This is a genomic window from Paraburkholderia sp. J8-2, from assembly GCF_905220195.1.
In the GTDB taxonomy this organism is placed as follows: domain Bacteria; phylum Pseudomonadota; class Gammaproteobacteria; order Burkholderiales; family Burkholderiaceae; genus Paraburkholderia.
The window spans coordinates 126,665-149,577 of sequence record NZ_CAJMZA010000001.1; the positions used below are offsets into that span (position 1 = coordinate 126,665).

Genomic DNA, 22,913 nt, shown 5'->3' on the forward strand with positions numbered 1-22,913 from the left:
CGCCAGGTTCATCGTCCGACGCGCCGCTCCTTGAAAAACGTCAGCACGCAAAAGCTCACGCAACACGCGGGCGCAACATACCATGCCGCAGACAGGGATTGCCGCTCCATTTGACCAAACCGGTCACAATGAATTGAGCGGTGCTGCCTAATAGAGCAACACTCAACGCATACCAGCAGTAAAGCAGACAACGCGGAAGCCATGAATCCAATGATGGCGGGCATGTGCATCCCACGTGCCGCATAGCTCGGCATGAGGTAGACAATCGCGTACACCGGTATGGTTTGCCCCATGATCATCAGCGTCGCCAGCAGGATCGTCCTCCCATGTTCGCGACACAGTTGGGCAAGCGGTGTGCCGGCATGTCTGGCGCTGTTGGTGAAAATCGGTTCGTCGCGAAGCCGCAGGCGAACATAGAGGTCAACTGGTGCAATCAGAAGACCGATCAGGAACGGGATGCGCCAGCCCCACGAAGCGAGCGCTGCCGGCGACACCGTGCTGGTGATTAGCAGCCCCAGGGATGCGCCCAGCAACGCCAGATATCACGCGCGAGCCCATGCAGAATTCATCGACCGCGAAACGCGGGCGAGCGCCGTCGTGCGAATGCGTCATTGACTTCAGTTGGCCGGGCTTGCTGCCAATGCAATCCGCGCCTTCTCCTCCGGACTATTCGCCTTGTAGTATTTGTCCGCCCACTTGCGGTCGGGTTGCAGCATCAGCCGTTGAACGGTTCTACGCTGCTGCGCCTCGATGCCAATGGCGCGAGCCCGATAGTGCTCGTATAGCCGCATGAACTCCGCGAGGTAAATGGCGGCAATTCGCGCGTCCTTTATTTCGAGCAGGTTCTCGTCATTGAAATGCTCCGAGTTGTTGCTCATGTTTGCCGAGCCTGTGTAAACAATAGGATTGTCTCCCTCGGCATCGATGACAATGAATTTATGGTGGATGATGACCGGAGCGTAACCAGGCGCGACTTCGCCGGGAAAAAGCCGAAGCTCAGGCTCGAATCCTTCGGGCACGGTCGCCGGGGAGAAGTACGACGCGTCGATGACATCGCGGTTTTCCTTGCTTCGATGATAGAGCGCAAGGTTGGCCAGAGCCGTGGTACTCACCACTTCTCCCGCTTTTTGCGCCTCTTGCGCATTCTGAGCGGACTTTTCACTGATATTGTTGACGAGGCCGAACATCATTCGCCCCTTGTCGCCAGCCGCAAAGCAGGCGTCGCGAAGCGGCTCGTCAGTCGGCATGAAGAGGCAAAACAAAACGGAATGCCGCGCCTTGCCTATCGCTTCTACGATCGTGTCGATCTGGGTACGTTTGCTTTTCGCCTCCGGAGAAAAGCAAACGCGCACGGCTGCGCTTCCCACCGTCACGGCGTCCGACCAACCATCCGCGAGTTCAGCGGTTTGATTGATGGGCGGATTGCTGGCTATGGCCTTCGTTCTGTCGTCATATCGTTTCGCGAGATTGGCCGAATCGAACAGGTGGAGCACGTTGGCCTGTTCCGTGATGCCTTCCGTTGTGAAATTCGCGGAACCCGCAAGGACGAATGCCGGATTACCTTGTCTATCGCCCCTATCCGTCACGATAAGCTTGTCGTGCATGATATGAGTCTTGTCACGGGGGCAGAAAGTCACAACGCTGTTCAGTGCATCGACCGTGGGTTGATTGGGTGACGGCGCGGGAGATTTGCCTTTTTCGCGAACCAGGTGCGAGTCGTAGACAACGGCAACATTCCCTTTTCCGTGGGCCGTTCCAAAATCCTTGAACGCCGGTATCGCCCAAAGCGGGTCCGTCAAGTGATAGACAGCTGCTGCAGCGTGGGACGAGTCCAGGAATATTTCCTTGAACACAAGCTGCATATCGTTAGCAAGCCATGTTCGAAGTTGAAGGGCCTCTGCGGCCGGCGGCGCGCTATGTGGATCGATTCCCATGGCCTTGACCTGCCGCGCAAAGGCCTGCGAACTGACCACCGCGCGGTTGAACCACGTACCCACGCCGTCTTCGATATGCGCCGGAAGCGTGACCTCACACGAACTCGCCTCTGCGTTCAGCAGATTCGGATTGTCCGGCGTACCGACTACCGGATAAACGGTGTACTTGAACTGCTTGCCCCTGTCGGCCTCCTCGATGCGCGCGTCCCACCACATAAATTTTTGAATCGGCGCGGTGTTCGAAGGCGCATCGGGCTTCCCATCCGGCACGGGCCCTTTGAACGTGATTCGATTGGGGAGCCAGTTGCTTGCCGCATGAGACTTCCCGTCCGGACTCGTGAAACCGGGGGCTCGCTCGATGGCGAAACCCAGGAAGTCGGCGCGTGTGGCACCTTCTGGCCAGTCGAAAGCGAGCAAAACCAACGTGGGGGAGAGATAACTGCGGATCTTCGTCGACATCGCTCACCTCGTCTGTGTTGGCCAAAATCTGGAGTTTCGACCAGCAGTTTGTTGAGACAGTGAATGGTGTATGTTACGTAGATGTCGTTTCAATGACGCAGCCCAAGGTCAGTGAGTCTACAGCGTAAAACATCATGAAACCTGTTCGTACCATTTCGACCGTCGAGGTCCATACCGGCGGCGAAGCCTTCCGTATCGTCACGAGCGGATTGCCACGCCTGCCGGGCGACACGATTGTGAAGCGTCGCGCGTGGCTAAAAGAGAACGCCGACGAAATCCGCACCGCCTTGATGTTCGAACCGCGTGGTCACGCCGACATGTACGGCGGCTATCTGACCGAGCCGGTTAGCCCAACCGCCGACTTTGGTATTATCTTTCTTCACAACGAGGGCTATAGCGACCACTGCGGACACGGCGTGATCGCGCTGTCTACCGCGGCAGTCGAACTTGGCTGGGTTCAGCGCCAGGTCCCGGAAACGCGTGTTGGCATCGACGCTCCCTGTGGCTTTATCGAAGCATTCGTTCAGTGGGATGGCGAACACGCCGGCAACGTGCGATTCGTGAATGTCCCGTCGTTCATCTGGAAGCGCGACGTGATTGTTCAAACGCCGTCCTTTGGTACGGTGAAGGGCGATATCGCTTTTGGCGGCGCCTTCTACTTCTATACCGACGGTCAGCCGCATGGACTCGCCGTGCGCGAGTCGTCGGTCGAGGAACTCATCCGGTTCGGCGCCGAGGTGAAGGAAGCCGCGAACAAGGCGTACCCCGTCGAGCACCCCGAGATCCCTGAAATCAATCACATTTACGGAACCATCATTGCCAACGCACCGCGGCACGAAGGTTCGACGCAAGCCAATTGCTGCGTGTTCGCGGACCGCGAAGTGGACCGCTCGCCGACCGGCTCCGGCACCGGCGGCCGCGTCGCCCAGTTGTACCTGCGTGGCGAACTTGGCAAAGACGAGACCCTTGTGAATGAGTCCATCATCGGCACGGTTTTCAAAGGACGCGTGCTCAGCGAAACGACAATCGGCGACTTCAAGGCAGTGATTCCGGAAGTCGAAGGCAACGCGTTTGTTTGCGGCTTCGCAACCTGGATCGTGGACGAACGCGACCCGCTGACTTACGGCTTCCTCGTCCGGTAAGCGTTTCCCCCGATAACGCGCCGTTACGAAACTCGCACCGCCGTTGCACCTGTGTCCGGCCCCGCCGCCTACACTCCGAACCGCGCTCACCAGAAACGCATGATATTGAGTCAATTTTCAAGCTAAAATTTCCCGCAAGCGATTATCATGAACGTCAATAACCGAATCAGGATGTTTGCCGCGGCGGCCACTTTAGGACTGGCGGCAGCCGGAACCGCACAAGCCGCAGGCTGCCTCAAGGGCGCTGTCGTGGGTGGCGTAGCGGGACATTATGCAGGTCACCACGCCGTGGTTGGCGCCGTCGGCGGGTGTATCGTGGGGCATCACATTGCGAAGAAGAATGCGGAAGAACGAGCCGCACAACATGAAGCGGCCCGCTCCCAGAAACTCACTACCTGATTCCGGGCTGGGCCTTTCGCTACCGCCGCCAGAGCCGCCCTTTCAAGCTGTGATATCGTGGCGGCACGCGACTTGCGCTATATTCTGCTCAAGAGTTGCATTCAGAGCGAAGCACAACTAGAAATGGACGAACGAAAACGCGAAAGCATCGTGGCCTATCTGCAGCGTCGGATGGCCGAATATGGAATCGAACCGGACGATATTGCTGCCTCAATTGCTGCGGATGCCGCGCAATTGCGAGCCGCCCGTTACCGGGATGCGGCTGGCCACACGTGGGACGGCAAAGGCGACGCCCCGCGGTGGGTGGTGCAGGCGACAAGCGCGGGGCAGTCGCTCGAGCATTTTGCTATCGGCGAGACGGCCGAACAGCAGCCGGCCCAACCCCCGAAGGTGGACTGGCGGCAGGACCCGTTTGCCGGCAGCCGTTTGGCAACTGTAAGGACAGAGCATAGCGGCGCGGCTTGAAGCCTTTCAATCGAATTCGACGTCACCGTTATTGCGTAGTTCATCCAGTCGTCGAATTTGTTCCGGCAGAATTCGGCCTTGCGACAAGGCAGGAAGGTCGTCGACATCGAAGAAGTGAGCCGCATTAGTTTCGGCTCCGGATATCTCGCCCGCTCGAACGATCTCCCCAAGAAAAACCAGCTTCCAGATGTGAAACACGGAAGGCGGATGGCCGTGCTTGAGCATGTCCCACACTGCCAGCAGCCGAACGACGTTGACCGTGTACCCGCTTTCTTCAAGCACCTCTTTTGCCGCGTTTTCAGCCGGTGAGACACCTACGTCGGCCCAGCCGCCGGGTAAAGACCACAAACCGTCCACAGCTTCTCGCACGAGAAGAATTTGGCCAGCCGGATTGAATACGGCACATCGCACATCGAGTTTAGGATTGGCGTATCCCGTTTCGGAAGCAAAGAGCGCAGCAACTTCGCCCGATTGCAGGGATGCCATTTCCGCGAGTTGCTGATGCGCGATGCCGGCGATTTCAGCATACCTTTCCGTGTCGAAGGCGCTCGTCGCGTAGTGCAAACCCGATTGCGCAAGCGCCAATAGCCGGCGAGCCTGCGCGAGACGGGCTTTCAACAACTCATGGTCGGAAGGCGTGGGCATGGTTGCGTGATCGCGAATGGGAATGAAGCATCGCTGGTTTATTTTTTTGCCAGCACTTCCTGATGCGCCTTTACGATGTCGGCCATGCTGTTGAAGCGGAAATCGACTTTCGGTTGCGAGCCGGGATTCATTGTCGCGCCAAAGCCGGGCTGCGCATAACGGCGGTAGATCCAGCACGACGCCAACCCGCATTCATTGGCAGGCTTGTGGTCGTGAAAGAGACTTTCGGCAGTGTGAAGGATTTTCGCCTTCTCGATGCCACGCTCGCCGAGTTTTTCGAGCATGTAGTCGAAGTTTCGCAACGAGGGTTTATACGAGCCCACGTCTTCCGCAGTGAAAATAGCGTCGAACTCAACCTGCAGCCTTGCGTTGCTAAAGGTGAACGTCTCATTGTCGACGTTCGACAGAATCACCAGCTTATAGTGCTTCTTGAGGTACTGCAGCGCGGCAACGGTGTCCTCGAATGCCGGCCAGTTCCGCACCGACCGCCCGTATTCCACGCACTCCTCGTGCGTGAACGGCAGTCCCCACTCCTCGGCCAGCCGCTTGTAGACGATGGGCAGCAGTTCCTGGTATCGCCTGGCTGGCGTGTAGCGCTGCTGCGAGGACTCGTGACGCGCGTGGGCTTCCAGAACCTGGTCCTTCGTGAGCGCCGTGCCAGCCCGCTCGAGCAGCGGTTTAAGGCCCTCGAAAATGCCGCTTTCCCTATCGATCAGCGTGCCGTAGCAGTCAAAAGTCAGTGTGTCGAAGTCAGTCAATTCCACGGTTACTCACTCCTCTCGGAAGTGCCGGACGAAGATCACAGTGTATAGGCCGCTTCGACATCATGAATCAAACAGTAGCGATCGATTCCGACCCGGCACGCTCCGGCCGCCAGAACGCGAATACAAGCACTCCAACCAGCGCCTGAGCGGCCACGACGAACGCCACGCACCCCGCCCAGCCCCAGCGATGCCAGGCCGGAATGGGCAGCACGGAGCCGAGGCTGCCGCCGAAGTAATAGCAGGAGAGATAGATGCCGATCGCCGTCGTCCTGGCCCCGGCGGCGGCATGGGAAATGAACGCATTGGCGCAAGCCTGCTCGACAAACACCGCCGTCGAACCGAGCGCGAGCCCGGCGAGAATCGCGCTAACGCTCTCGGAGAGCGTGAGCAAGCTCCCCGCGATGGCGAGGCCAACCGCCGCGAGCGCAAGGTCGCGCGGCCCGCGGTGTCTCGCCATACGGCCCGAAATGGGCGTGACGACCACCGCCACGAGAAAAACCGCATAAATCGCGCCGATGCCCGCCGTCGAGAAATCGAACGGCGCGCGCGTGAGCCGCAGACCGACGAAGGAGAACGTCGCGACCTGAGAGGCAAGCACGCATGCGCCCACGGCGAACGAGGCGAGCACCGGGCCGCGCATCACGGGCTTCCATTGCGTCCTCGTCGCGCAACCGCCCTCCACACGCACGGCCCCCGATGCGGGCAAGCTCGCGTAGATCGCGAGACCGGTGGTGAAGCTCAGCAGCGCCACGATGTCGAGCGCGTGGCGCCACCCGAGCATCGACGTGAGCAGGTTGGTGACAAAACGCCCCGCGAAGCCGCCCAGCGTCGTGCCCGCCACGAAGATCGCGCTCACTTCGGTGGCGCGCTCATGGTGATAGCGTTCGCCGATATACGAGATCGACATGGCGAAAATGAACGGCATCAGCACGCCGGCGGCGAAGCGAGCCGCGAGGAATGACGCAAAACCCGACGCATGCGCGGACCAGACCACCGGCAGCGCCGATGCGAGCGCGGCGGCGACAATCACGGTGCGCCGGTCGAAACGCGCCGCCAGGGCGCCGACAAACGGCGCGATAATGGCGACGGCCAGCGTGGTTGCGCTCACACCCTGCCCGGCGCGTTCCGCACTCACACCGAACGCAACGGCGAGTTCGCGCAGAATGCCTTGCGTGGCGTAGAGATTGATGAAGGCCGCGAAGCCGCACAGGAAGAACGCGGCTCGAATGGATGGGTCTTTCACGCTTGACGCCCTGTCTGGTCCAACCGACAGTCTGAGGATCGGCCAACGCGTGCGCCAATACCGTTTTCGTCGCCATTGATACCGCCAGAACAAGAATGCTCGACCTGCGCCGCCTCCGCTATTTCGTCACCGTTGCCGAAGAATTGCACTTCGGGCGCGCAGCCGTGCGCCTGAACATCGCGCAGCCGCCACTCACGCGCCATATCGCGGCGCTCGAAGCCGAACTCGGCATTCGGCTTTTCGAGCGTTCGACACGCGCGGTCAAACTCACGCCCGAAGGCGTGTTGTTCCTCGAACGGGCGCGCAGCGTGCTCCACGCCGTTGGCGAGGCGCAGGCCACCGCGCGCAAGCTCGCACAGGGCGTGACAGGCCGTATTGCGATCGGTTACACGAGTTCGATTCCGATGTCCGATGCGTTCGCCGAAATCGTGCGCAATGCAGGCCGCGAACTGCCCGAGGTGGAGCTCACATTTTGCGAGGTCGCAACCGCGAGTCAGCATCGGCAGATCGTTGAGGGCGCACTCGATATCGGCTTTGGCTGGTCGGCAGCGAACGCGCTCGAAGACGGCTTGCGTTCGCTCGTGATCGCGCGCGAGCCGCTCGTCGCCGCGGTGCCGAGCGGCAGCGTGCATGCGCACAAGCCGTCGCTCGACTTCGCCGAGCTTCGCGACGAGACGTTTCTGATTTTTCCGCCGGGGTATGGATCGGCGTTGACTGCGGCGCTCGATTCGTTGTGCGCGCAAGCAGGTGTGGAGCCGCGTATCGGCCCCACCGCTTCGCAGACTGCGACGCTCGTATCGCTCGTGGCGGCCGAGCGCGGCGTCGCCATCGTGCCGGCCTTCACAATGGCGCTGCAACGCTCAGGCGTGGCCTATGTGCCGTTGAACGGCGCACCGGTGCTCGAACAGGCTGTCTCGTGGATCGAGCCGTTCACATCGACATGTGCCGAGCGCTTTGTCGAGCTTGCGCAGTCGGTTGCGCATCGGGAAACGCGCGGCGCTTGATCCGTTCTTGAGTCGCGCGCTTTTCAAACAGGTGCCGACGCCGCGCTCGCCGTTCGCGTGGCATGCGTGGCCCGCTCCAAGCGCGCCACACCTTCGCGAATCTCATCCACGTTCGGCGCGGCGAACGAAAGGCGCAGCGAAGCGGTGTCCGGATCATCGGCGAAGAAAGCCTTGCCCGGAACGAAAATTACCTTGTTCGCTATCGCGTTCGGCAAGAGCGCGTCGATTGCCACGCCGGGAATACGCGCCCACACGAACATGCCGCCTTCGGGCTGATGAAACGCGATCGCATCACCGAGTTGCGCGCGCAATCCATCGCAAAGCGCTGCGCATTTACGCTGATACGCTCGCGTGATGTGCGGAAGATGCCGTTCGAGCGAACCCGCCTCCAGATAGTGCGCGGCGATCGCCTGGGTCCACGGCGTACTGCACAGGTCGACGGTCTGCTTGGCGATCACGCAGCGGCGCGTGATTTCGGCGGGCGCGATGGCCCAGCCTACGCGCAAGCCAGGCGCGACGACCTTCGAAAGACTCGAGAAATGCACGATCCAGTCACGTGCGCCCTGCACTTCGCTTGCCAGCGCCAGCATCGACGGCACCGCGTTGCCTGCGAAGCGCAGATCGCCGTACGGATCGTCCTCGACGATCACGAAGCGGTATTGAACGGCGAGACGCAAGAGCGCCAGGCGCCGCTCGCGCGTGAGTGTGGCTCCGGTAGGGTTCGCGAAGGTCGGCACCGTGTAGAGCAGCTTCGGCCGGACAACCGCGCCCGAAGCGAGCCGCGCGGCGAGGCTGTCCACGTCGATACCGTCGCCGTCTACCGGCACCGTCACGACATGCGCCTGCTGCAGCCTGAGCGCCTGCAGCGTGGCCGGATAGGCGGGCTGCTCGGTCAAGGCCGTGTCGCCCGGATTGAGCAGCACGCGTAGCAAGAGGTCGAGGCCTTGCTGCGAGCCGGTCGTCACGAGCATCTCCTCAGGCGCGCAAGTCACGCCGCGGCGCGCCATCAGCGCGAGCAATTGCGTCTTCAACTCGGGCAGGCCGTCGGTCGGACCATATTGAAGGCAGCGCGTGGAGGCTTGCCACGCTTTTGCCGCTGCCGCATGCAGTCCGTCGGCGTCGAACAGATCGCTGGCCGGATAACCGCCCGCGAAGGAAATCATGCCTGGCTCTCCCAGGTACTTGAAAAGCTCGCGAATGGGTGAACCGGCGGGCTGCTGAAAAGGCGCGGTGAAATCGTACATGGCGTAATGGAGTCGATGACGGTTAAGCGCGGCAACGGGCAAGCTTCGATTGTGGTCAGCTCTTGCGGGTGTATCAAACGAAATCTAATCACCACGTCATGCGGTTAGCTCATTAAGCCTTCGCGCCATAAAAAAAGCCCGTGAAATCACGGGCTTTTTGCGCGGCCTCACGGCCAGCATCAGACGACATTCTTTTCGACGATCGGCCGGTTTTCCAGCACACGCGACCAGTCGAGCGAAGAAAGATCGAGCGTGCTGTATCTGCCATTCAGAATCAGCTCGCTCACGCCACGCCCGGTTGCCGGCCCCTGTTGCAGACCGTGCCCGCTAAACCCATTGGCGAATATGCAATTGTCGATGGCCGGGTGATAACCGATGATGGCGTTCTGGTCGAGCACGTTGTACTCGTAGTAACCGGACCAGCAGTTTTCCACGCGCAGCGCCTCGAACCCTGGCACGCGGTGCGCGAGCGTGGGCCAGATCACGTCGTCGAAGATCGCGTGATCGACTTCGTCAAGCGGCAGATCGTTGGGATCGTTGTCCGCGCTCGGCGACGTGCCGGTGATATACGTATTGCCCTCGGGGCGGAAATACACGCCCGACGGATCGATCAACAGCGGACACGCAGTGAGCCGCGCCGGCGACGACACGTTGAAAATGCTGCGGCGGCGCGCATAAACCGGAATGTCGATGTCCATCATTTCCGCAAGCTTGCGCGCCCACGCACCGGCCGCGTTCACGACCGTGTCGCACGCATGGCGTTCGCCGTCGCTCGCGATCACGTGCGTGACCTTGCGGCCGCTGCGCACGACGCCGGTCACATCGGCCGCCACATAGCGCGCGCCGAGCGACTGCGCCTTCTTGCGCAGCGCCTGCACGAGGCCGTAACCGTCGAACCAGCCCTCGCCGCTGCGGCCGTACGCGCCGCTTGTCAGATCCTCGACGTTGAGCCAGGGAAACTTGGCATGCAGCGCGTCGCGCGCCATGAGTTCGATGTCCGCGCCAAGGCTCGTTTGCAGCGCGTGATTCTCGCGCAGCGTCGCGTCGCCCGCTTCCGTGGCGAGGAAAAGATAGCCGCCCTCATGCAAATCGATCGACGGGCGGCTGCCGTTCACTTCGAGCCGCTCACCAATGCCGCGCAGAAACTCGATGCCGAAGAGCGACATCTGGATCGACAACGGCGTGGAAAACTGCTGCCGGATCGACGCGGCCGAAAGCGCCGACGACGAGCGCGCATAACTCGGGTCGCGCTCGAACACGGTCACGGCAACCGTGGGGTCCGCCGCGCGCAGAAAATAAGCAATAGAACTACCGATTACCCCGCCGCCAACGATAACGACTTGAGAACTCACGACTTGCTCCAGATTGCGGATAACTGCGGCGCGCATTGATTTGTTTTGCGCGAATCGATCCATCGACCGGACGCGCAATGCGCCCGGTCTTGCCTGCTCAGGTCAGCGAAACGCGCTTACTCGACGTTGAAGTCGATGCCCTGTGCGAGCGGCAGCGCCGACGAATAATTGACCGTGTTGGTCGCGCGGCGCATATAGGCCTTCCACGCGTCCGAGCCCGATTCGCGGCCGCCGCCCGTTTCCTTCTCGCCGCCGAACGCGCCGCCGATCTCCGCGCCGCTCGGCCCGATGTTCACGTTCGCGATGCCGCAATCGCTGCCCGAGGCCGACGTGAAGCGCTCGCTCTCGCGCAGGTCCGTCGTGAACACGCACGACGAGAGGCCGTGGTGGGCGGCGTTGTTCGCTTCGATGGCGTCGCCGAAGTCGCTGTACTTGAGCACGTAAAGAATCGGCGCGAAGGTTTCCTTCAGGACCACTTCGGTTTGCGACGGCATTTCGACGATTGCCGGGCGCACGTAGAAGCCCTTCTCGTTGCCTGCCACCGCGTAGCGCTCGCCGCCGAACACCTTGCCGCCCTCGCGCTTTGCCTGCTCGAGCGCCGACTGCATGCGCGCGAACGACTGCTCGTCGATGAGCGGCCCCATCAGCGTGCCCTGTTCGAGCGGATTGCCGATCACGACCTTGCCGTACAGCGTCTTCAGGCGCTCGACGGCCTTGTCGTACACGCTTTCGTGCACGAAGAGACGGCGCAGCGACGTGCAGCGCTGACCCGCGGTGCCGACTGCCGAGAACAGAATGCCGCGCAGCGCGAGTTCCAGATCGGCGGTAGCGGAAACGATGCCCGCGTTGTTGCCGCCCAGTTCTAGCAGCGAGCGGCCGAAGCGGCGCGCGACTTCCACGCCGACCGTGCGGCCCATTTCGGTGCTGCCCGTTGCGCTCACGATGTTCGAACGCGGGTCGGCCACGAGCTTTGCGCCCACGTCGCGGCCGCCAACGACCAGGCTCGTGAGGCCTTCGGGCGCGTCGCCGAACTCTTTCAGCACGTCCTGCATGATCTTGTTGACGGCAACTGCCGTGAGTGGCGTCTTTTCCGAAGGCTTCCAGACCACGGCGTTACCGCACACGAGCGCGAGCGCGGCGTTCCACGACCACACGGCGACCGGGAAATTGAACGCGGAAATCACGGTGCACACGCCCATCGGATGCCATGTTTCCGCCATGCGATGGCCCGGACGCTCCGAAGCAATCGTCAGACCATAAAGCTGACGCGAGAGGCCGACCGCGAAGTCGCAGATGTCGATCATTTCCTGCACTTCGCCCAAGCCTTCCTGGAAAATCTTGCCGGTTTCCAGCGACACGAGGCTGCCGAGCGCGCGCTTCTGTTCGCGCAGCTTGTTGCCGAGCAGGCGCACGAGTTCGCCGCGGCGCGGCGCGGGCACGTTGCGCCAGCTCTTGAACGCCTCCTGTGCCTTCGCGAGCACGGCGTCGACGTCCGCTGCCGACTGGCTCGCGACGCGGCCGATCAGCTCGCCGTTGATCGGCGAATGCACGGCGATGTCGCCCGCTTCCGCGAGATGGGAAATACCGAGATCCGAGAGGATGGAGGAGGCTTTCATAGGTAGAATCCCTTAAAAATTTCCGATACGAAACATTGCTACTTTAGGAAACTATACACGCGCATTTTTCTGGCGACAACACAAAAACCAAGGGATTTTCGCCATGCCGCGTGCATCGCATCCGCGGGGCCTTCCGCCACGAAGATCGCATGGGGCCGCCCCGCCGGTGCGTCCTTGATTTCCTATTGGAAACAATGCATTGGGCGCCGACAAAAGCGGCGCCCTTCGAAGAAGCAACAGCGGTTCAGGTCAGTCGGTGGTTCGCGTCGTGACCGGCACCCACGCCACGTTCTTGACCTGATACAGCGTCGAACTCGGGCTCTTCAGGTCGCCCTGGGCATTGAACGCGATCTTGCCCGTAATGCCATCGTAGTTCGTAGCCTTCAGCGCGGCGTTGAACTGCGCCGGCGTTGCGGAGCCCGCCTTCTCCATTGCCGAGATGGCGACCCACGCCGCGTCGTAGGCAAACGGCGCGTAGGCGAGCATGTCGATGCCGTACTTCTGCTTGAACTTCGCCTCGAAACCCTTGCCCTTGGGCAGCGTGCCGAGCGGCTGGCCGTATTCCCATACCGAAGCGCCATCGGCGGAATCGCCGGCGAGCTTGATGAAGTTCGCGTCCATGACGCCGCCGCCGGCAAGGAATTGCGCCTTCAGGCCAAGCTGACGCATGCGTTTGACGATCATGGCCGCCTGCGCGTCGAGTCCGCCGAAGAACACGAGATCCGGGTTCGTGCGCTTGATGCTCGTGAGCTGGGCGCTGAAATCCACGGCCTTGTCGTTCGTGAACTCGCGCGCGACGATCGTGCCGCCGCTCGCCTTCACGGCTTTCTCGAACTCGTCGGCCTCGCCCTGGCCGAAGGCCGTACGGTCGTCGATGATGGCAATGCGCTTGGCCTTCGTCACCGTCGCCGCATAGTTGCCCGCGTTGCCGGCGTTTTGCGAGTCGGTTGCGATCACGCGGTAGATGGTCGGGAAACCGCCCTGCGTGATGGCCGGATTGGTCGCCGCCGGCGTGATCATGGGAATGCCCGCCTTCGCGTAGATCTTCGAGGCCGGCAGCGTCGTGCCCGAATTGAAGTGGCCGATCACGACGGCCACGTTGTCGTCCACGAGTTGCTGCGCGACCTGCACGCCGATGCGCGGATCGCTCTGGTCATCCTGCGAGTCGATCACGAACTTGACCGGCTTGCCGCCAATGGTGGGATGCGAGGCATTCGCTTCGTCCACGGCCAAGCGCACACCGTTCTCGATGTCCTTGCCATACGCGGCGCCGCCGCCCGTGAGCGGGCTGGCCACGCCGATCTTGACGACCATTTCCTGCGCGCTCACCGCGCCGGCAACCAACATCAACGACGCTGCGATCGCGCAGCTACGACGAGAAGCGAGGAAACGAGAGTGCATGCGATATTCCTTCGGTATCTGAAGCCGGCACGTGATGCGTCCGAATAGTCGCGCGGACCTTCGGCGCACAGGATTCGTCTCGCGCCGCACGATGCCGGGCGGCGGGACGTGAACGGATTGTCTGCAGCGCTTACGCGTGCATCAAACGAAATCTAATCACCATGTAATGCGCTTTTCTCATCAAGCCCGCTCACGCGGGGAATACGGCAACGCGTGGCGCACGCCTTGCAGGCATTGGGAGATACCCGATAGCGCCGATCCGCCTGCTTGTGCATGAATGTTGTGAAAAAGCGGATTGTGCGGGCGCCCTGCCTTGCGCGAACTGGGTTTGCGTCAGAAATCATCAACTTGCAGATGACCGGATTACTTAGTCATGCATACTGATAGGCGGCATGACACAGTCGACGCCACACAATACGCAAATGTTATGATCGGAAACATAGAGTACGATACGAACAACTAGCGAACACCCAGCGAACACCCGAGTCCCCGAATGGAAACCTCGTCCCTCAAGGCCGCCGAGCCTGCTTCGGCGGAGCTGGGCAAGCGCGTCAAGGCGGCCCGGCTGAAGCACGATTACACGCTCGAGGCCGCCAGCCGCGTGTGCGGCGTGTCGCGCTCCACGCTCTCGAAGGTGGAAAACGGCGTGATGTCGCCGACGTTCGACGTGCTGCAGAAGATCGTTCACGGCCTGAAGATCGACCTCGGCGAACTGTTCGGCTCGGCGCCCAGGCCGCGCGCGAGCGGACGCCGCGCGCTCACGCGCAAGGGCGGCGGGCAGCAGCACGCAGCGGGCTGCTATCAGATGGAGTTGCTGGCAACGGAACTCGCGCACAAGGCGATGCATCCGTTTCGCATTCGCGTGACGGCGCACTCGCTGGACGAGTTCACCGAATGGGGCCGGCATGAAGGCGAAGAATTTCTCTTCGTATTGAGCGGCTCGGTTTGCCTTTACTCCGAGCTTTACGCACCGACACATCTCGAAGCCGGCGACAGTATTTATTTCGACAGCCGCACGGGTCATGCGGCCGTCTCCACGAGCGAAGAAGACGCGGAAGTCCTCTGGCTCATCAACGAGCCACACCCGGACACGCAAGACGGCGCGCCGGGCGTTTGAAACACCCGCTTTACGCGGCGTTCGCAGTCATTTTGAAAATGCCGGTGGCATTGCCCGCGTCGAAGCGCAAGTCGGTCTGCCAGCGGCGCGTGGCCTGATCGAACGTGCGCTTGCGCGTGATGAACTCGTAGAACGAACCCGGCACCTCGCGCGTCACGCGCTGGCCGTCGGCGGTTCGGAACTCGCGCGCCACAGTATCGGCGCGATACGCGGTTTGAAACACGCGGCCCGAGCGCGAAGTCTCGACGCTGGGCTTCATCGGGCGCCCCTTGGACTTCTCGTCGTCCGAGAGCTTGAAGACGTCTTCCACGCGGTCGGTCGCGTGATTGAAGGCGTTGCCCTCCGTTGCGATCCACGCCATTTCCGCCGATTCCTGCAACAACGTCTCGTAGTCCGAAACAGATGGCACATCGTGCTGTCGCGCGAATGCCCCGACGATCAAGGGCAGCAGCTGCAGTGCCGCATCGATCGGCAGCGAGCCGTCGCGTTCGAGCTCGGAAAGCTGCGCAATAGCCAGCGGCGTGAGCGGGTCCTTCGACGCGCCCACCACGTTCGTCACGGCTTGCTGGAACGCTGCCGAAAAGCGCTCGGGGTGCAGTTCGCTCACGAAGAACTGCGCGATCTCGTCGGGCGCGTCTTCGTGGGCATAGGCGCGCCCTGTCATGCCGAGCTTGTCGAGCGGATAGCGGCCGTTCAGGCGAAAGCCGAGCGGGCGCAGAATGCGCGTGAACGCCGCTTCGCCGGGCGGCAGCGCGCCGTTGTGCGCCCAGCGCACCGTGCGCAGCGCGCCATGGTCGAAGTACACCGCGCCGCCCTGCGCCACCGTATCGTTGGTGTACGTGCGCCCGTTGGGCGAACGCTCCAGCAGGTCTTCAAACAGCGCCATGTTCATGGCCTGGGCGAGTTCGGCGCGCGTGACGGTGCCGCTTTCCCAGTCTTCGAGCATCGAAGGAAAGTTCAGCGTGGCAAAGAGGGTTTCGGTTTTCTCGCGGCCAAGCAGCGCGGACAACAAGCGTTCTACGTTCGAATTGCGCATCACCAATCTCACAGGAAGCGACCGCCTGCCAACCGGCAGCGGTCATCAAACGGGGCCGCTGGCCATCGGCTTCGGCCAGCTATACGTGAAACGCATTATTCGAATGGTTGCGCGCCGCGTAAAGCGAGATTAAATTGTCACTTGATGAGTTTCCGGAATCAACATGCGCAAGTTCAAGATCCCGAACATCGGCGCGCTCACGGCGTTCGAAGCCGCGGCGCGGCACGAGAGCTTCACGCACGCCGCCAAAGAGCTGTTCCTCACCGAAAGCGCGGTGTCGCGCCAGATCGCCACGCTCGAATCGAATCTCGGCGTGCGCCTTTTCGTGCGCGCCAAGCAACGGGTCGTGCTCACGCGCGCGGGCCGGCTCTACAGCACCCAGGTGCGCCGTGCGCTTGAAAATCTGGACCGGGACACGCTCTCCATCATCGCGCACGGCAGCGGCGGCGGTTATCTGGAACTCGCGGTGCTGCCGACCTTCGCCTCCGAATGGCTGATTCCGCGCCTCAAGGACTTCTACGACCGCACGCCCGACGTGCGCGTGAACATGGGTGTGCGCACCGAGACCTTTTCGTTCGAGGAATCGCATTTCGAGGCCGCCATCCACTACGGCAAGCCGACCTGGCCCGGCACGTCGTCCGATTTTCTGTTCGGCGAGGAAGTGGTGCCGGTGTGTTCGCCGTCGCTGCTTGCCCGGCCCATCAAGAAAGCGCATGAACTGCTCGCCTACCCGCTGCTGCACTCCACCACGCGCCCGGACGGCTGGACGCGCTGGTTCTCGGACCTCGGCGTGGAAGACAACGCCACCATGCACGGCGTGCGCTACGAACTGCACACGATGCTGATCGCAGCCGCCGCCGCCGGGCTCGGCGTGGCGCTGGTGCCGAAATTCTTCGTGGAAGGTCAGCTCGAACGGTTTGGCGTCGTCATTCCGTTCGAGGCGCCGGCTATTGCCGATGGCGGCTACTACTTCGTCTACCCCACCGAACTCAGCCACGGCAAGCCGCTGGAACTGTTCCGCGCGTGGCTGCTCGAGCAGGCAAGCGCCTACAGCGCCTCGCAAGGCCGCGACTGACCTGCAAATCGCAGCGCGCACGATATACGATCAGAAAAAAGTTTCCTATAGGAAATAGTTGGGTTAGCATCGGAAGAAATCACTTCTTCGTCGCGAGACTGACATGGAAGACGTCGTCGTCATCGGTGCGGGCATCGTCGGGGCCTGCGCCGCGCTCAACCTGGCGCAGCGCGGCCTGCGCGTGCGTATCGTCGACAGCGCGCCGCCCGGTTCGGGCTGCTCATTCGGCAACGCCGGGCTGATCGCGGTCGACCATGTCGCGCCGCTCGCGAGCCCCGAGACGATGGCCGGCCTCTCGCGCATGCTGCTGCGCCGCGACAGCCCACTGCGTCTGCACAAGCGCAGCTTGCCGCGCATGGCGCCGTGGATGCTGGAGTTCGCCGCCCAGGCGCAGCGCCCGCGCTTTCGGCGCAACACGCGCGCGCTCGCCAGTCTCGTAACGGGCGCGGCGCAAGCCTGGCGTCGTCTGCTGGATCGGCATATCGCCACCGAACTCTTTCGCGACATCGGCTCGCTCTACGTGTTCGAACAACCCGTTGCGCACGCAACGGAACGCGTGCAACTCGATCTGCTCGACCGGCACGGCGTGCGCTACGAGACGCTCTCGGCTGAGCAGGTTCGGCGCGACTATCTGCCTTCGCTCACACCGCATATCAGCCATGCGCGCTACTTTCCCGGCATGGCTTCGGTCACGAATCCGCAGCAGGTCGTCGTGCGCATTGTCGAGGCCGCGCTCGCAGCGGGTGCGAGTTTCACTTGCGCCGCCGTCGACGCATTGCGTGTCCTGCCCGACGGCCGCGTCGGCGTCACGCTGAACGGCGAGACGCACTCAGCGGCGAAGGTGTTGATCGCAGCCGGCGCGCGTAGCGCCGAACTCGCACAGCAACTCGGCGCGAGGATTCCGCTGACCAATGAGCGCGGCTATCACGTCCAGCTCGCCGCACCCTCGCAAGACACGCTGCGCGTGCCCGTGAGCTTCGTCGAGCGCGGCTTCACGTGCAATCCGATGGCGCAAGGCATCCGGCTTGCCGGCACCGTCGAGCTCGGCGCGCGCGGCGCGCCCGACTGGCGTCGCGCCGATCTGCTCGCCACGCAATTCCACACGCTCTTTCCCGGCGAGCCAGCCCCGCAGGTCGCGAGCCGCTGGTATGGCGAGCGCCCCACGCTGCCCGATTATCTGCCGATGATCGGAGAGGTCTCCGGCGCGCGCAATGCCTTCGTCGCGACCGGCCATCAGCATCTTGGCCTCACGCTCGGGCCGCTCACCGGCGAACTCGTCGCACAATTGATGGCGCGCGAGGCGCCCGCCGTCGATCTCGCACCGTTTCGCATCGACCGCTTTTGAGGCCGCGGCTGCCATTCACGCCGCCCCACCCACGCATCATTTGTCAGGAGAGACTCTTCGATGGAGCCCATCGCGATTTACGACGCAACCGCCACGGCGCGCCTGCTCGACTTCGGCGCGCTGCTCGACGCCCTCGCCACCGCCGCGCAAGACCATGACGCGGGCCGCATTCACGCACCCGTGCGCACGGGTGTGCCGCTCAAGGGCAACGGCGTCATGCTCTCGATGCCCGCCAGCGCCGACGACATCGCCATCCACAAGCTCGTGAGCGTGTGCCCCGCCAACACGGCGCTCGGCCTGCCGACCATCTTCGGCGCGGTGACGGTGTGCAACGGCGCGACGGGCCAGCCCGAGTTCATTCTCGACGGCCCGACCGTGACCGGGCGGCGCACCGCGGCGCTCTCGATGCTGGGCGTGCGCGTCTTTCACCCAGGCGCGCCGCGTGCGTTTCTGTTGATCGGCACCGGCCAGCAAGCGCGTTTTCATGCCGAGGCAATCGGCCAGCTGTATCCGGCGGCAACGCTCTACGTGAAGGGCCGCACCGAGGCGTCCGAAGAGGCATTCCGCGCTCACCTCGCGCAATCCGGCGTGCACGCAACGCCCGCGCACGGCGCCGTGCCCGAATCAGTCGATGTGGTGATCGCCGCGACCACGAGCAAGACGCCCGTGTATGACGCCGAGGCCCGCAACGACCGGCTCGTGATCGGCGTTGGCGCCTTCACGCCCGACGCCGCCGAAATCGCGCAGGAAACGGTGCGCGCAAGCCGCGTGTTCGTGGACGATCTGGCAGCCGCGCGCGAAGAAGCCGGCGACCTGCTGCAGGCCGGCATCGACTGGGCGGACGTGCGCACGATCGGTTCCGCTGTGGCGGACGGCGCGAAGCAGGACGGCACGCCCGTGCTGTTCAAAACGGTCGGCAGCGGCGCGTGGGATCTCGCAGCGTGTCGAGTGGCGCGCGACAAGCGTTAGACCGCCAGCCGGATGCCCGGATTAGAATCGCACATCGGTCGCGCAGCGCGATCCCATCCGAGGCACAAGGCAGACGAACCATGACGACGAGCGCTCCCCAACCCGCCGTAAAAGTCCTGCGCGGCGGGGTCATCGAAACCACGCATGTCGCCCACATTGCCGTGGTCGACTCCGAGGGCCGCCTGCTCTACACATTCGGCGACCCGCATCGCATGACGCTCGTGCGCTCAGCGGCCAAGCCCGCGCAGGCGCTCGCCGTGGCCGAGACGGGGGCGCTTGCGCGCTTCGGCTTCGACGACGCCGATCTCGCGCTCATGTGCGCCTCGCACAGCAGCGAAGACCGCCATATCGAGCGTACGCGCGCGATGCTCGCCAAGGTGTCCGCTTCGGAGTCGGACCTGCGTTGCGGCGGCCATCCGCCGTTGTCCGACGCCGTGTACAAGGCGTGGATCAAGCGCGACTTCACGCCGGGCGCGGTGTGCAGCAACTGCTCGGGCAAGCACGCAGGCATGCTTGCGGGCGCGCGCTCCATCGGCGCGGCGCTGGCCGACTACCATCTGCCTTCGCATCCCTTGCAGCAGCATGTGAAACGCGTCGTGGCCGAGGTTTGCGATCTCCCCGAGACGGGCGTCGAGTGGGGCATCGACGGCTGCAATCTGCCTACGCCGGCCTTCCCGCTCGACCGGCTCGCGCGGCTCTTTGTCAAGCTCGCAGACGCGCAGGATCACGTCACTATCGCGACCGACTCGCGCTCACAAGCGCTCGCCCACATCTATCGCGCGATGACGTCGTATCCGGAACTCGTGGCGGGCGAAGGTCGCTTCTGCACGGCGCTCATGAACGCGTTCGAAGGCGCGCTCGTCGGCAAGCTGGGTGCAGCGGGCAGTTATGCGATCGGCGTGCGCGCAAGCGCGGCGACCGCGGCGCACACGGGCGGCCCGGCATTGGGTATCGCGGTGAAGATAGAGGACGGCGATCTGACCGCGCTCCATGCCACGGTCGTGGAAGTGTTGAGGCAATTGGGCATCGGCACAGCGGAACAGATTGCACAACTAAGCAAATTCGACGCCCCGCACATCGTCAACACGATGGGTGTCGAAACCGGCTACGTCGCGCCGCAGTTCACGCTTGAGCGCTGCGATCGCCCATTCGGCAAGTAAAAATAGATGAGCCAGGCGCGGGCCTTGAAAGCCCGCGCCAAAACTCACTCACAGCAGCGCCACCACCTTCACGTCGCTGCGATCGGCCGACGCCACCACCTTGCCGTCCACGCGGCGGAACATCAGCGTCACCGTATTCTTGCCCACGCGCAGATCGCCCACTTCGAGCCAGTCGATGCCTTCGGGCAGCATGGGCTGCTCGACACGCACCTCGTTGCGCGCTGCGTCGATCGTCACGCCAAGACACGCTTCGAGCATCATGAACGGCGAACCCGCGGCCCACGCTTGCGGCAGGCAGGCCACCGGATACGCCGTGGGCGGCTCGCCGCGTCGGCGCGGGAACCCGCAGAAAAGCTCAGGCAAACGCATGTCGAACGTCACCGCGGCCTCGAACAGCGCCTGCAGCAAACGCACTGCCGCCGCCTTGCGGCCATAGCGCGCAAGGCCGCGCGCGCACAGCGCGTTGTCGTGCGGCCAGACCGAACCGTTGTGGTACGCCATGGGGTTGAAACGCGCCTGCCCCGCCGCGAGCGTACGCACGCCCCAGCCCGTGTGGAACAGCGCCGATTCGAGCACTTCCGCCACCGCGCGGCCGCGCTCCTCCTGCGGCAGCCCAAACGCAAGCAGATGCCCCGCATTCGAAGCGAGCACGCGGCACAGCTCGCCGTGACCGTCGAGCGCAATGCCGTAGAACTCCGACTCCGGCATCCAGAACTTCTCTTCCACGCAGCGGCGGATTTTCGCGGCGCGCGCGGCGTAGCGCGCCGCGTCTTCCACCTGGCCGCGATGCGTGGCGAAGCGCGACATCGTCTCGAACGCCGCGCTCGCGTACGCCTGCACTTCGACGAGCGCGATCGGGCCATCGGGGAAACGGCCGTCCGCATGAAACACCGAGTCGTGGCTGTCTTTCCAGCCCTGGTTCGCGAGCCCGCCTTCCGATTCGCGCCGGTAGTCGAGCAAACCGAGTTTGTTGCGGTCGCACACACCTGCGACCCAGGCCGCTGCGCGCTCAAGCGCCGGCCACAACTCGTCGATCAGCGAGACGTCGCCGGTGCGTTCGACGTACGCGCCCGCCAGCACGACGAAGAGCGGCGTGGTGTCGACCCCGCCGTAGTAGAGCGCGAACGGCACTTCGCCCGTGGCGGCCATTTCGCTCTTGCGCATTTCGTGCATGATCTTGCCGACCGCCGCGTCGCGGAACGCGGAGTTCTCGCGCGCCTGATGCTCGGCGAGAAAACGCAGCACGCCGCGCGCGAGCGCGGGCGTGAGCCACAGCGTTTGCAGCGACGTAATGACCGCGTCGCGGCCGAACGGCGTGGAGAACCACGGGATGCCCGCATACGGATACGGGCCGGTCGGCAGGTCGGTGGTGAGCAGCCCCAGATCGGCAATCGAGCGGTTGATCCACGCATTGAAGAGCGGATTGCTCGAGCGCAGGCGCGCCGCCGCGCGGCGGCGTTCGCGCATCACGATATGCGAGTCGACCAGCGCGGCGCGCACGGCCGCGCGGCCCACGCGCTGCTCCTGCGAGTTCGCGAGGCAATGCGGCGGCTGGAAGATGCCCGCGCTCTGCGTGCCCGGTGCGGCGTCGGGCAGCGCCTCGACTTCGATCGCCACCGTGAGATAGATCGAGACGCAGGCCTGCGCGGGCAGATCGACCGTGAAGTCCGCGCGGTCGGCGAGGAGCTTGCTCGGCGTGGGCGAGAACTCGATACGCACGCGCCGCGCCACGTGGTCGAGCCCGATGTATTCGAGCCGCACCTCGCCGTCTTCCACGCGCGGCGGCATGAGCGTGCCGCGTTTTTCCCGCTTCAGGCCACGCACTTCGAACATGTCGCGGAAGTCGCTCGCGAACGAGATGGAGAGCGGCACCACGGCGTCTTCGGTGCCGTAGTTCGTGAGTTCGATGGCCTCGGTCATCATCGTGCCGGAGAGCACGCGCTCGCGCTGCACGTGAATCACGCCTTCGGGCGTGGTGGTGCCGCCAAGCGGCGGCAGCGGACGATTGGTGAGGTGGGCCGTGAACACGGCGTTGTCGCTGCTCACGCTGCCCGAAAGCAGCGAGGGCACGCGCCCGCCGAAAGTGAGACGCAGCGACGAGAGCACGCGCGTGTCGTTGACGAAGAGGCCGTCGTCGATGCCGGTGATGTCGCCAAGCGGATCGTTGACGATGAAGGTGCCACCCGACTTCAGCACATGCTGGTCCGCGCTGGCGACCTCGGGCGTTTCGGGCGCGATGAACGCGCCGTCGGTTTCTTGAGCGGGATGATCCACGCCGCTTGAGCGCGTGACGCCCCCGAGTGTTTCAGGATCCTGCATTGCGTGCCTCCTGGGTCCCATGCAAATGGTTACGGTACGGTTCGCTTGCGGATGATTGTAGTGGCTTCGGCGCACGCGTTGGCAGCCAATGCGTGAAGAATATGCGAAGGATACGCACGAAATCGGTGGCAAATCCCCACGCGAGCAAGGAACGTGCGCGGAAAAAATTGCGGGCGCCGGCACGACGTAACGTGCGGGCGCCCGAGGAGGCACAGCATGGAGCA

Annotated in this window: 20 protein-coding genes; 9 read left to right on the forward strand and 11 right to left on the reverse strand. The window is 63.3% G+C overall.

Annotated elements, in window-relative coordinates:
- Nucleotides 1–8 precede the first annotated feature (8 nt).
- The gene (locus U5A52_RS00555; RefSeq protein WP_321914608.1) at nucleotides 9–533 is read right to left on the reverse strand and encodes an MFS transporter; all 525 of its coding nucleotides are present in this window, start codon (nucleotides 531–533) and stop codon (nucleotides 9–11) included.
- Between the two features lie 84 nt (nucleotides 534–617).
- Nucleotides 618–2,393 (reverse strand): phospholipase D-like domain-containing protein, encoded by a 1,776-nt coding sequence (locus U5A52_RS00560; RefSeq protein ID WP_321933350.1) that lies wholly within the window; start codon nucleotides 2,391–2,393, stop codon nucleotides 618–620.
- 134 nt (nucleotides 2,394–2,527) lie between these two features.
- Between U5A52_RS00560 and lhpH the strand changes: the two genes are divergently transcribed.
- The 3 genes from lhpH (at nucleotide 2,528) to U5A52_RS00575 (ending at nucleotide 4,399) form a co-directional block, all read left to right on the forward strand.
- Nucleotides 2,528–3,535, forward strand: coding sequence for a trans-3-hydroxy-L-proline dehydratase (gene lhpH / locus U5A52_RS00565; protein ID WP_321933351.1), 1,008 nt, complete (start codon nucleotides 2,528–2,530; stop codon nucleotides 3,533–3,535).
- Nucleotides 3,536–3,682: 147 nt separating this feature from the next.
- Complete coding sequence (locus U5A52_RS00570; protein WP_321933353.1) at nucleotides 3,683–3,934, forward strand: hypothetical protein; 252 nt, start codon at nucleotides 3,683–3,685, stop codon at nucleotides 3,932–3,934.
- Between the two features lie 123 nt (nucleotides 3,935–4,057).
- Entirely contained in the window at nucleotides 4,058–4,399 is a 342-nt protein-coding gene (locus U5A52_RS00575) for an H-NS family nucleoid-associated regulatory protein (protein ID WP_321914633.1), read from the forward strand.
- A gap of 6 nt (nucleotides 4,400–4,405) precedes the next feature.
- On the opposite strand, the gene U5A52_RS00580 is transcribed toward U5A52_RS00575, so the two are convergent.
- The 3 genes from U5A52_RS00580 to U5A52_RS00590 all read right to left on the reverse strand — a co-directional run bounded on the left by U5A52_RS00580 (nucleotide 4,406) and on the right by U5A52_RS00590 (nucleotide 7,051).
- A complete protein-coding gene (locus tag U5A52_RS00580; RefSeq protein WP_321914605.1) occupies nucleotides 4,406–5,044 on the reverse strand; it encodes an NUDIX hydrolase in 639 nt (212 codons plus the stop codon).
- Nucleotides 5,045–5,082: 38 nt separating this feature from the next.
- Nucleotides 5,083–5,808 carry a haloacid dehalogenase type II gene (locus U5A52_RS00585; protein ID WP_321933354.1) on the reverse strand — a complete coding sequence of 242 codons (726 nt, stop codon included), beginning with the start codon at nucleotides 5,806–5,808 and terminating at the stop codon, nucleotides 5,083–5,085.
- 67 nt (nucleotides 5,809–5,875) lie between these two features.
- Entirely contained in the window at nucleotides 5,876–7,051 is a 1,176-nt protein-coding gene (locus U5A52_RS00590) for an MFS transporter (protein WP_321933356.1), read from the reverse strand.
- 95 nt (nucleotides 7,052–7,146) lie between these two features.
- Here U5A52_RS00590 and U5A52_RS00595 point away from each other — a divergent pair, with 95 nt between their 5' ends.
- Complete coding sequence (locus U5A52_RS00595; protein ID WP_321933358.1) at nucleotides 7,147–8,055, forward strand: LysR substrate-binding domain-containing protein; 909 nt, start codon at nucleotides 7,147–7,149, stop codon at nucleotides 8,053–8,055.
- Between the two features lie 23 nt (nucleotides 8,056–8,078).
- On the opposite strand, the gene U5A52_RS00600 is transcribed toward U5A52_RS00595, so the two are convergent.
- The 4 genes from U5A52_RS00600 to U5A52_RS00615 all read right to left on the reverse strand — a co-directional run bounded on the left by U5A52_RS00600 (nucleotide 8,079) and on the right by U5A52_RS00615 (nucleotide 13,614).
- Nucleotides 8,079–9,299: a PLP-dependent aminotransferase family protein gene (locus U5A52_RS00600; RefSeq protein ID WP_321933359.1), complete on the reverse strand. Its 1,221-nt coding sequence runs from the start codon at nucleotides 9,297–9,299 to the stop codon at nucleotides 8,079–8,081.
- A gap of 179 nt (nucleotides 9,300–9,478) precedes the next feature.
- Complete coding sequence (locus U5A52_RS00605; protein WP_321933360.1) at nucleotides 9,479–10,651, reverse strand: FAD-binding oxidoreductase; 1,173 nt, start codon at nucleotides 10,649–10,651, stop codon at nucleotides 9,479–9,481.
- Between the two features lie 116 nt (nucleotides 10,652–10,767).
- A complete protein-coding gene (locus U5A52_RS00610; RefSeq protein ID WP_321933361.1) occupies nucleotides 10,768–12,267 on the reverse strand; it encodes an aldehyde dehydrogenase family protein in 1,500 nt (499 codons plus the stop codon).
- 249 nt (nucleotides 12,268–12,516) lie between these two features.
- A complete protein-coding gene (locus U5A52_RS00615) occupies nucleotides 12,517–13,614 on the reverse strand; it encodes a branched-chain amino acid ABC transporter substrate-binding protein (RefSeq protein ID WP_321934144.1) in 1,098 nt (365 codons plus the stop codon).
- 547 nt (nucleotides 13,615–14,161) lie between these two features.
- Between U5A52_RS00615 and U5A52_RS00620 the strand changes: the two genes are divergently transcribed.
- Nucleotides 14,162–14,785 (forward strand): XRE family transcriptional regulator, encoded by a 624-nt coding sequence (locus U5A52_RS00620; protein ID WP_321933363.1) that lies wholly within the window; start codon nucleotides 14,162–14,164, stop codon nucleotides 14,783–14,785.
- A gap of 10 nt (nucleotides 14,786–14,795) precedes the next feature.
- Here the strand turns inward: U5A52_RS00620 and U5A52_RS00625 are convergent, their stop codons facing one another.
- Complete coding sequence (locus U5A52_RS00625; protein WP_321914597.1) at nucleotides 14,796–15,821, reverse strand: DUF1338 domain-containing protein; 1,026 nt, start codon at nucleotides 15,819–15,821, stop codon at nucleotides 14,796–14,798.
- A 163-nt stretch (nucleotides 15,822–15,984) separates the two neighbouring features.
- Here U5A52_RS00625 and U5A52_RS00630 point away from each other — a divergent pair, with 163 nt between their 5' ends.
- The 4 genes from U5A52_RS00630 (at nucleotide 15,985) to U5A52_RS00645 (ending at nucleotide 20,370) form a co-directional block, all read left to right on the forward strand.
- Nucleotides 15,985–16,896: a LysR family transcriptional regulator gene (locus U5A52_RS00630; protein WP_321914596.1), complete on the forward strand. Its 912-nt coding sequence runs from the start codon at nucleotides 15,985–15,987 to the stop codon at nucleotides 16,894–16,896.
- Between the two features lie 103 nt (nucleotides 16,897–16,999).
- On the forward strand, nucleotides 17,000–18,241 hold the full coding sequence (locus U5A52_RS00635; RefSeq protein WP_321933364.1) for an FAD-binding oxidoreductase: 1,242 nt from the start codon (nucleotides 17,000–17,002) through the stop codon (nucleotides 18,239–18,241).
- A gap of 60 nt (nucleotides 18,242–18,301) precedes the next feature.
- Nucleotides 18,302–19,210: a bifunctional Delta(1)-pyrroline-2-carboxylate/Delta(1)-piperideine-2-carboxylate reductase gene (lhpI, locus tag U5A52_RS00640; protein WP_321933365.1), complete on the forward strand. Its 909-nt coding sequence runs from the start codon at nucleotides 18,302–18,304 to the stop codon at nucleotides 19,208–19,210.
- 80 nt (nucleotides 19,211–19,290) lie between these two features.
- The gene (locus U5A52_RS00645) at nucleotides 19,291–20,370 is read left to right on the forward strand and encodes an asparaginase (protein ID WP_321933367.1); all 1,080 of its coding nucleotides are present in this window, start codon (nucleotides 19,291–19,293) and stop codon (nucleotides 20,368–20,370) included.
- Nucleotides 20,371–20,418: 48 nt separating this feature from the next.
- Here U5A52_RS00645 and U5A52_RS00650 read toward each other — a convergent pair whose 3' ends face one another.
- On the reverse strand, nucleotides 20,419–22,689 hold the full coding sequence (locus tag U5A52_RS00650; RefSeq protein WP_321914592.1) for an amylo-alpha-1,6-glucosidase: 2,271 nt from the start codon (nucleotides 22,687–22,689) through the stop codon (nucleotides 20,419–20,421).
- Between the last annotated feature and the right edge of the window lie 224 nt (nucleotides 22,690–22,913).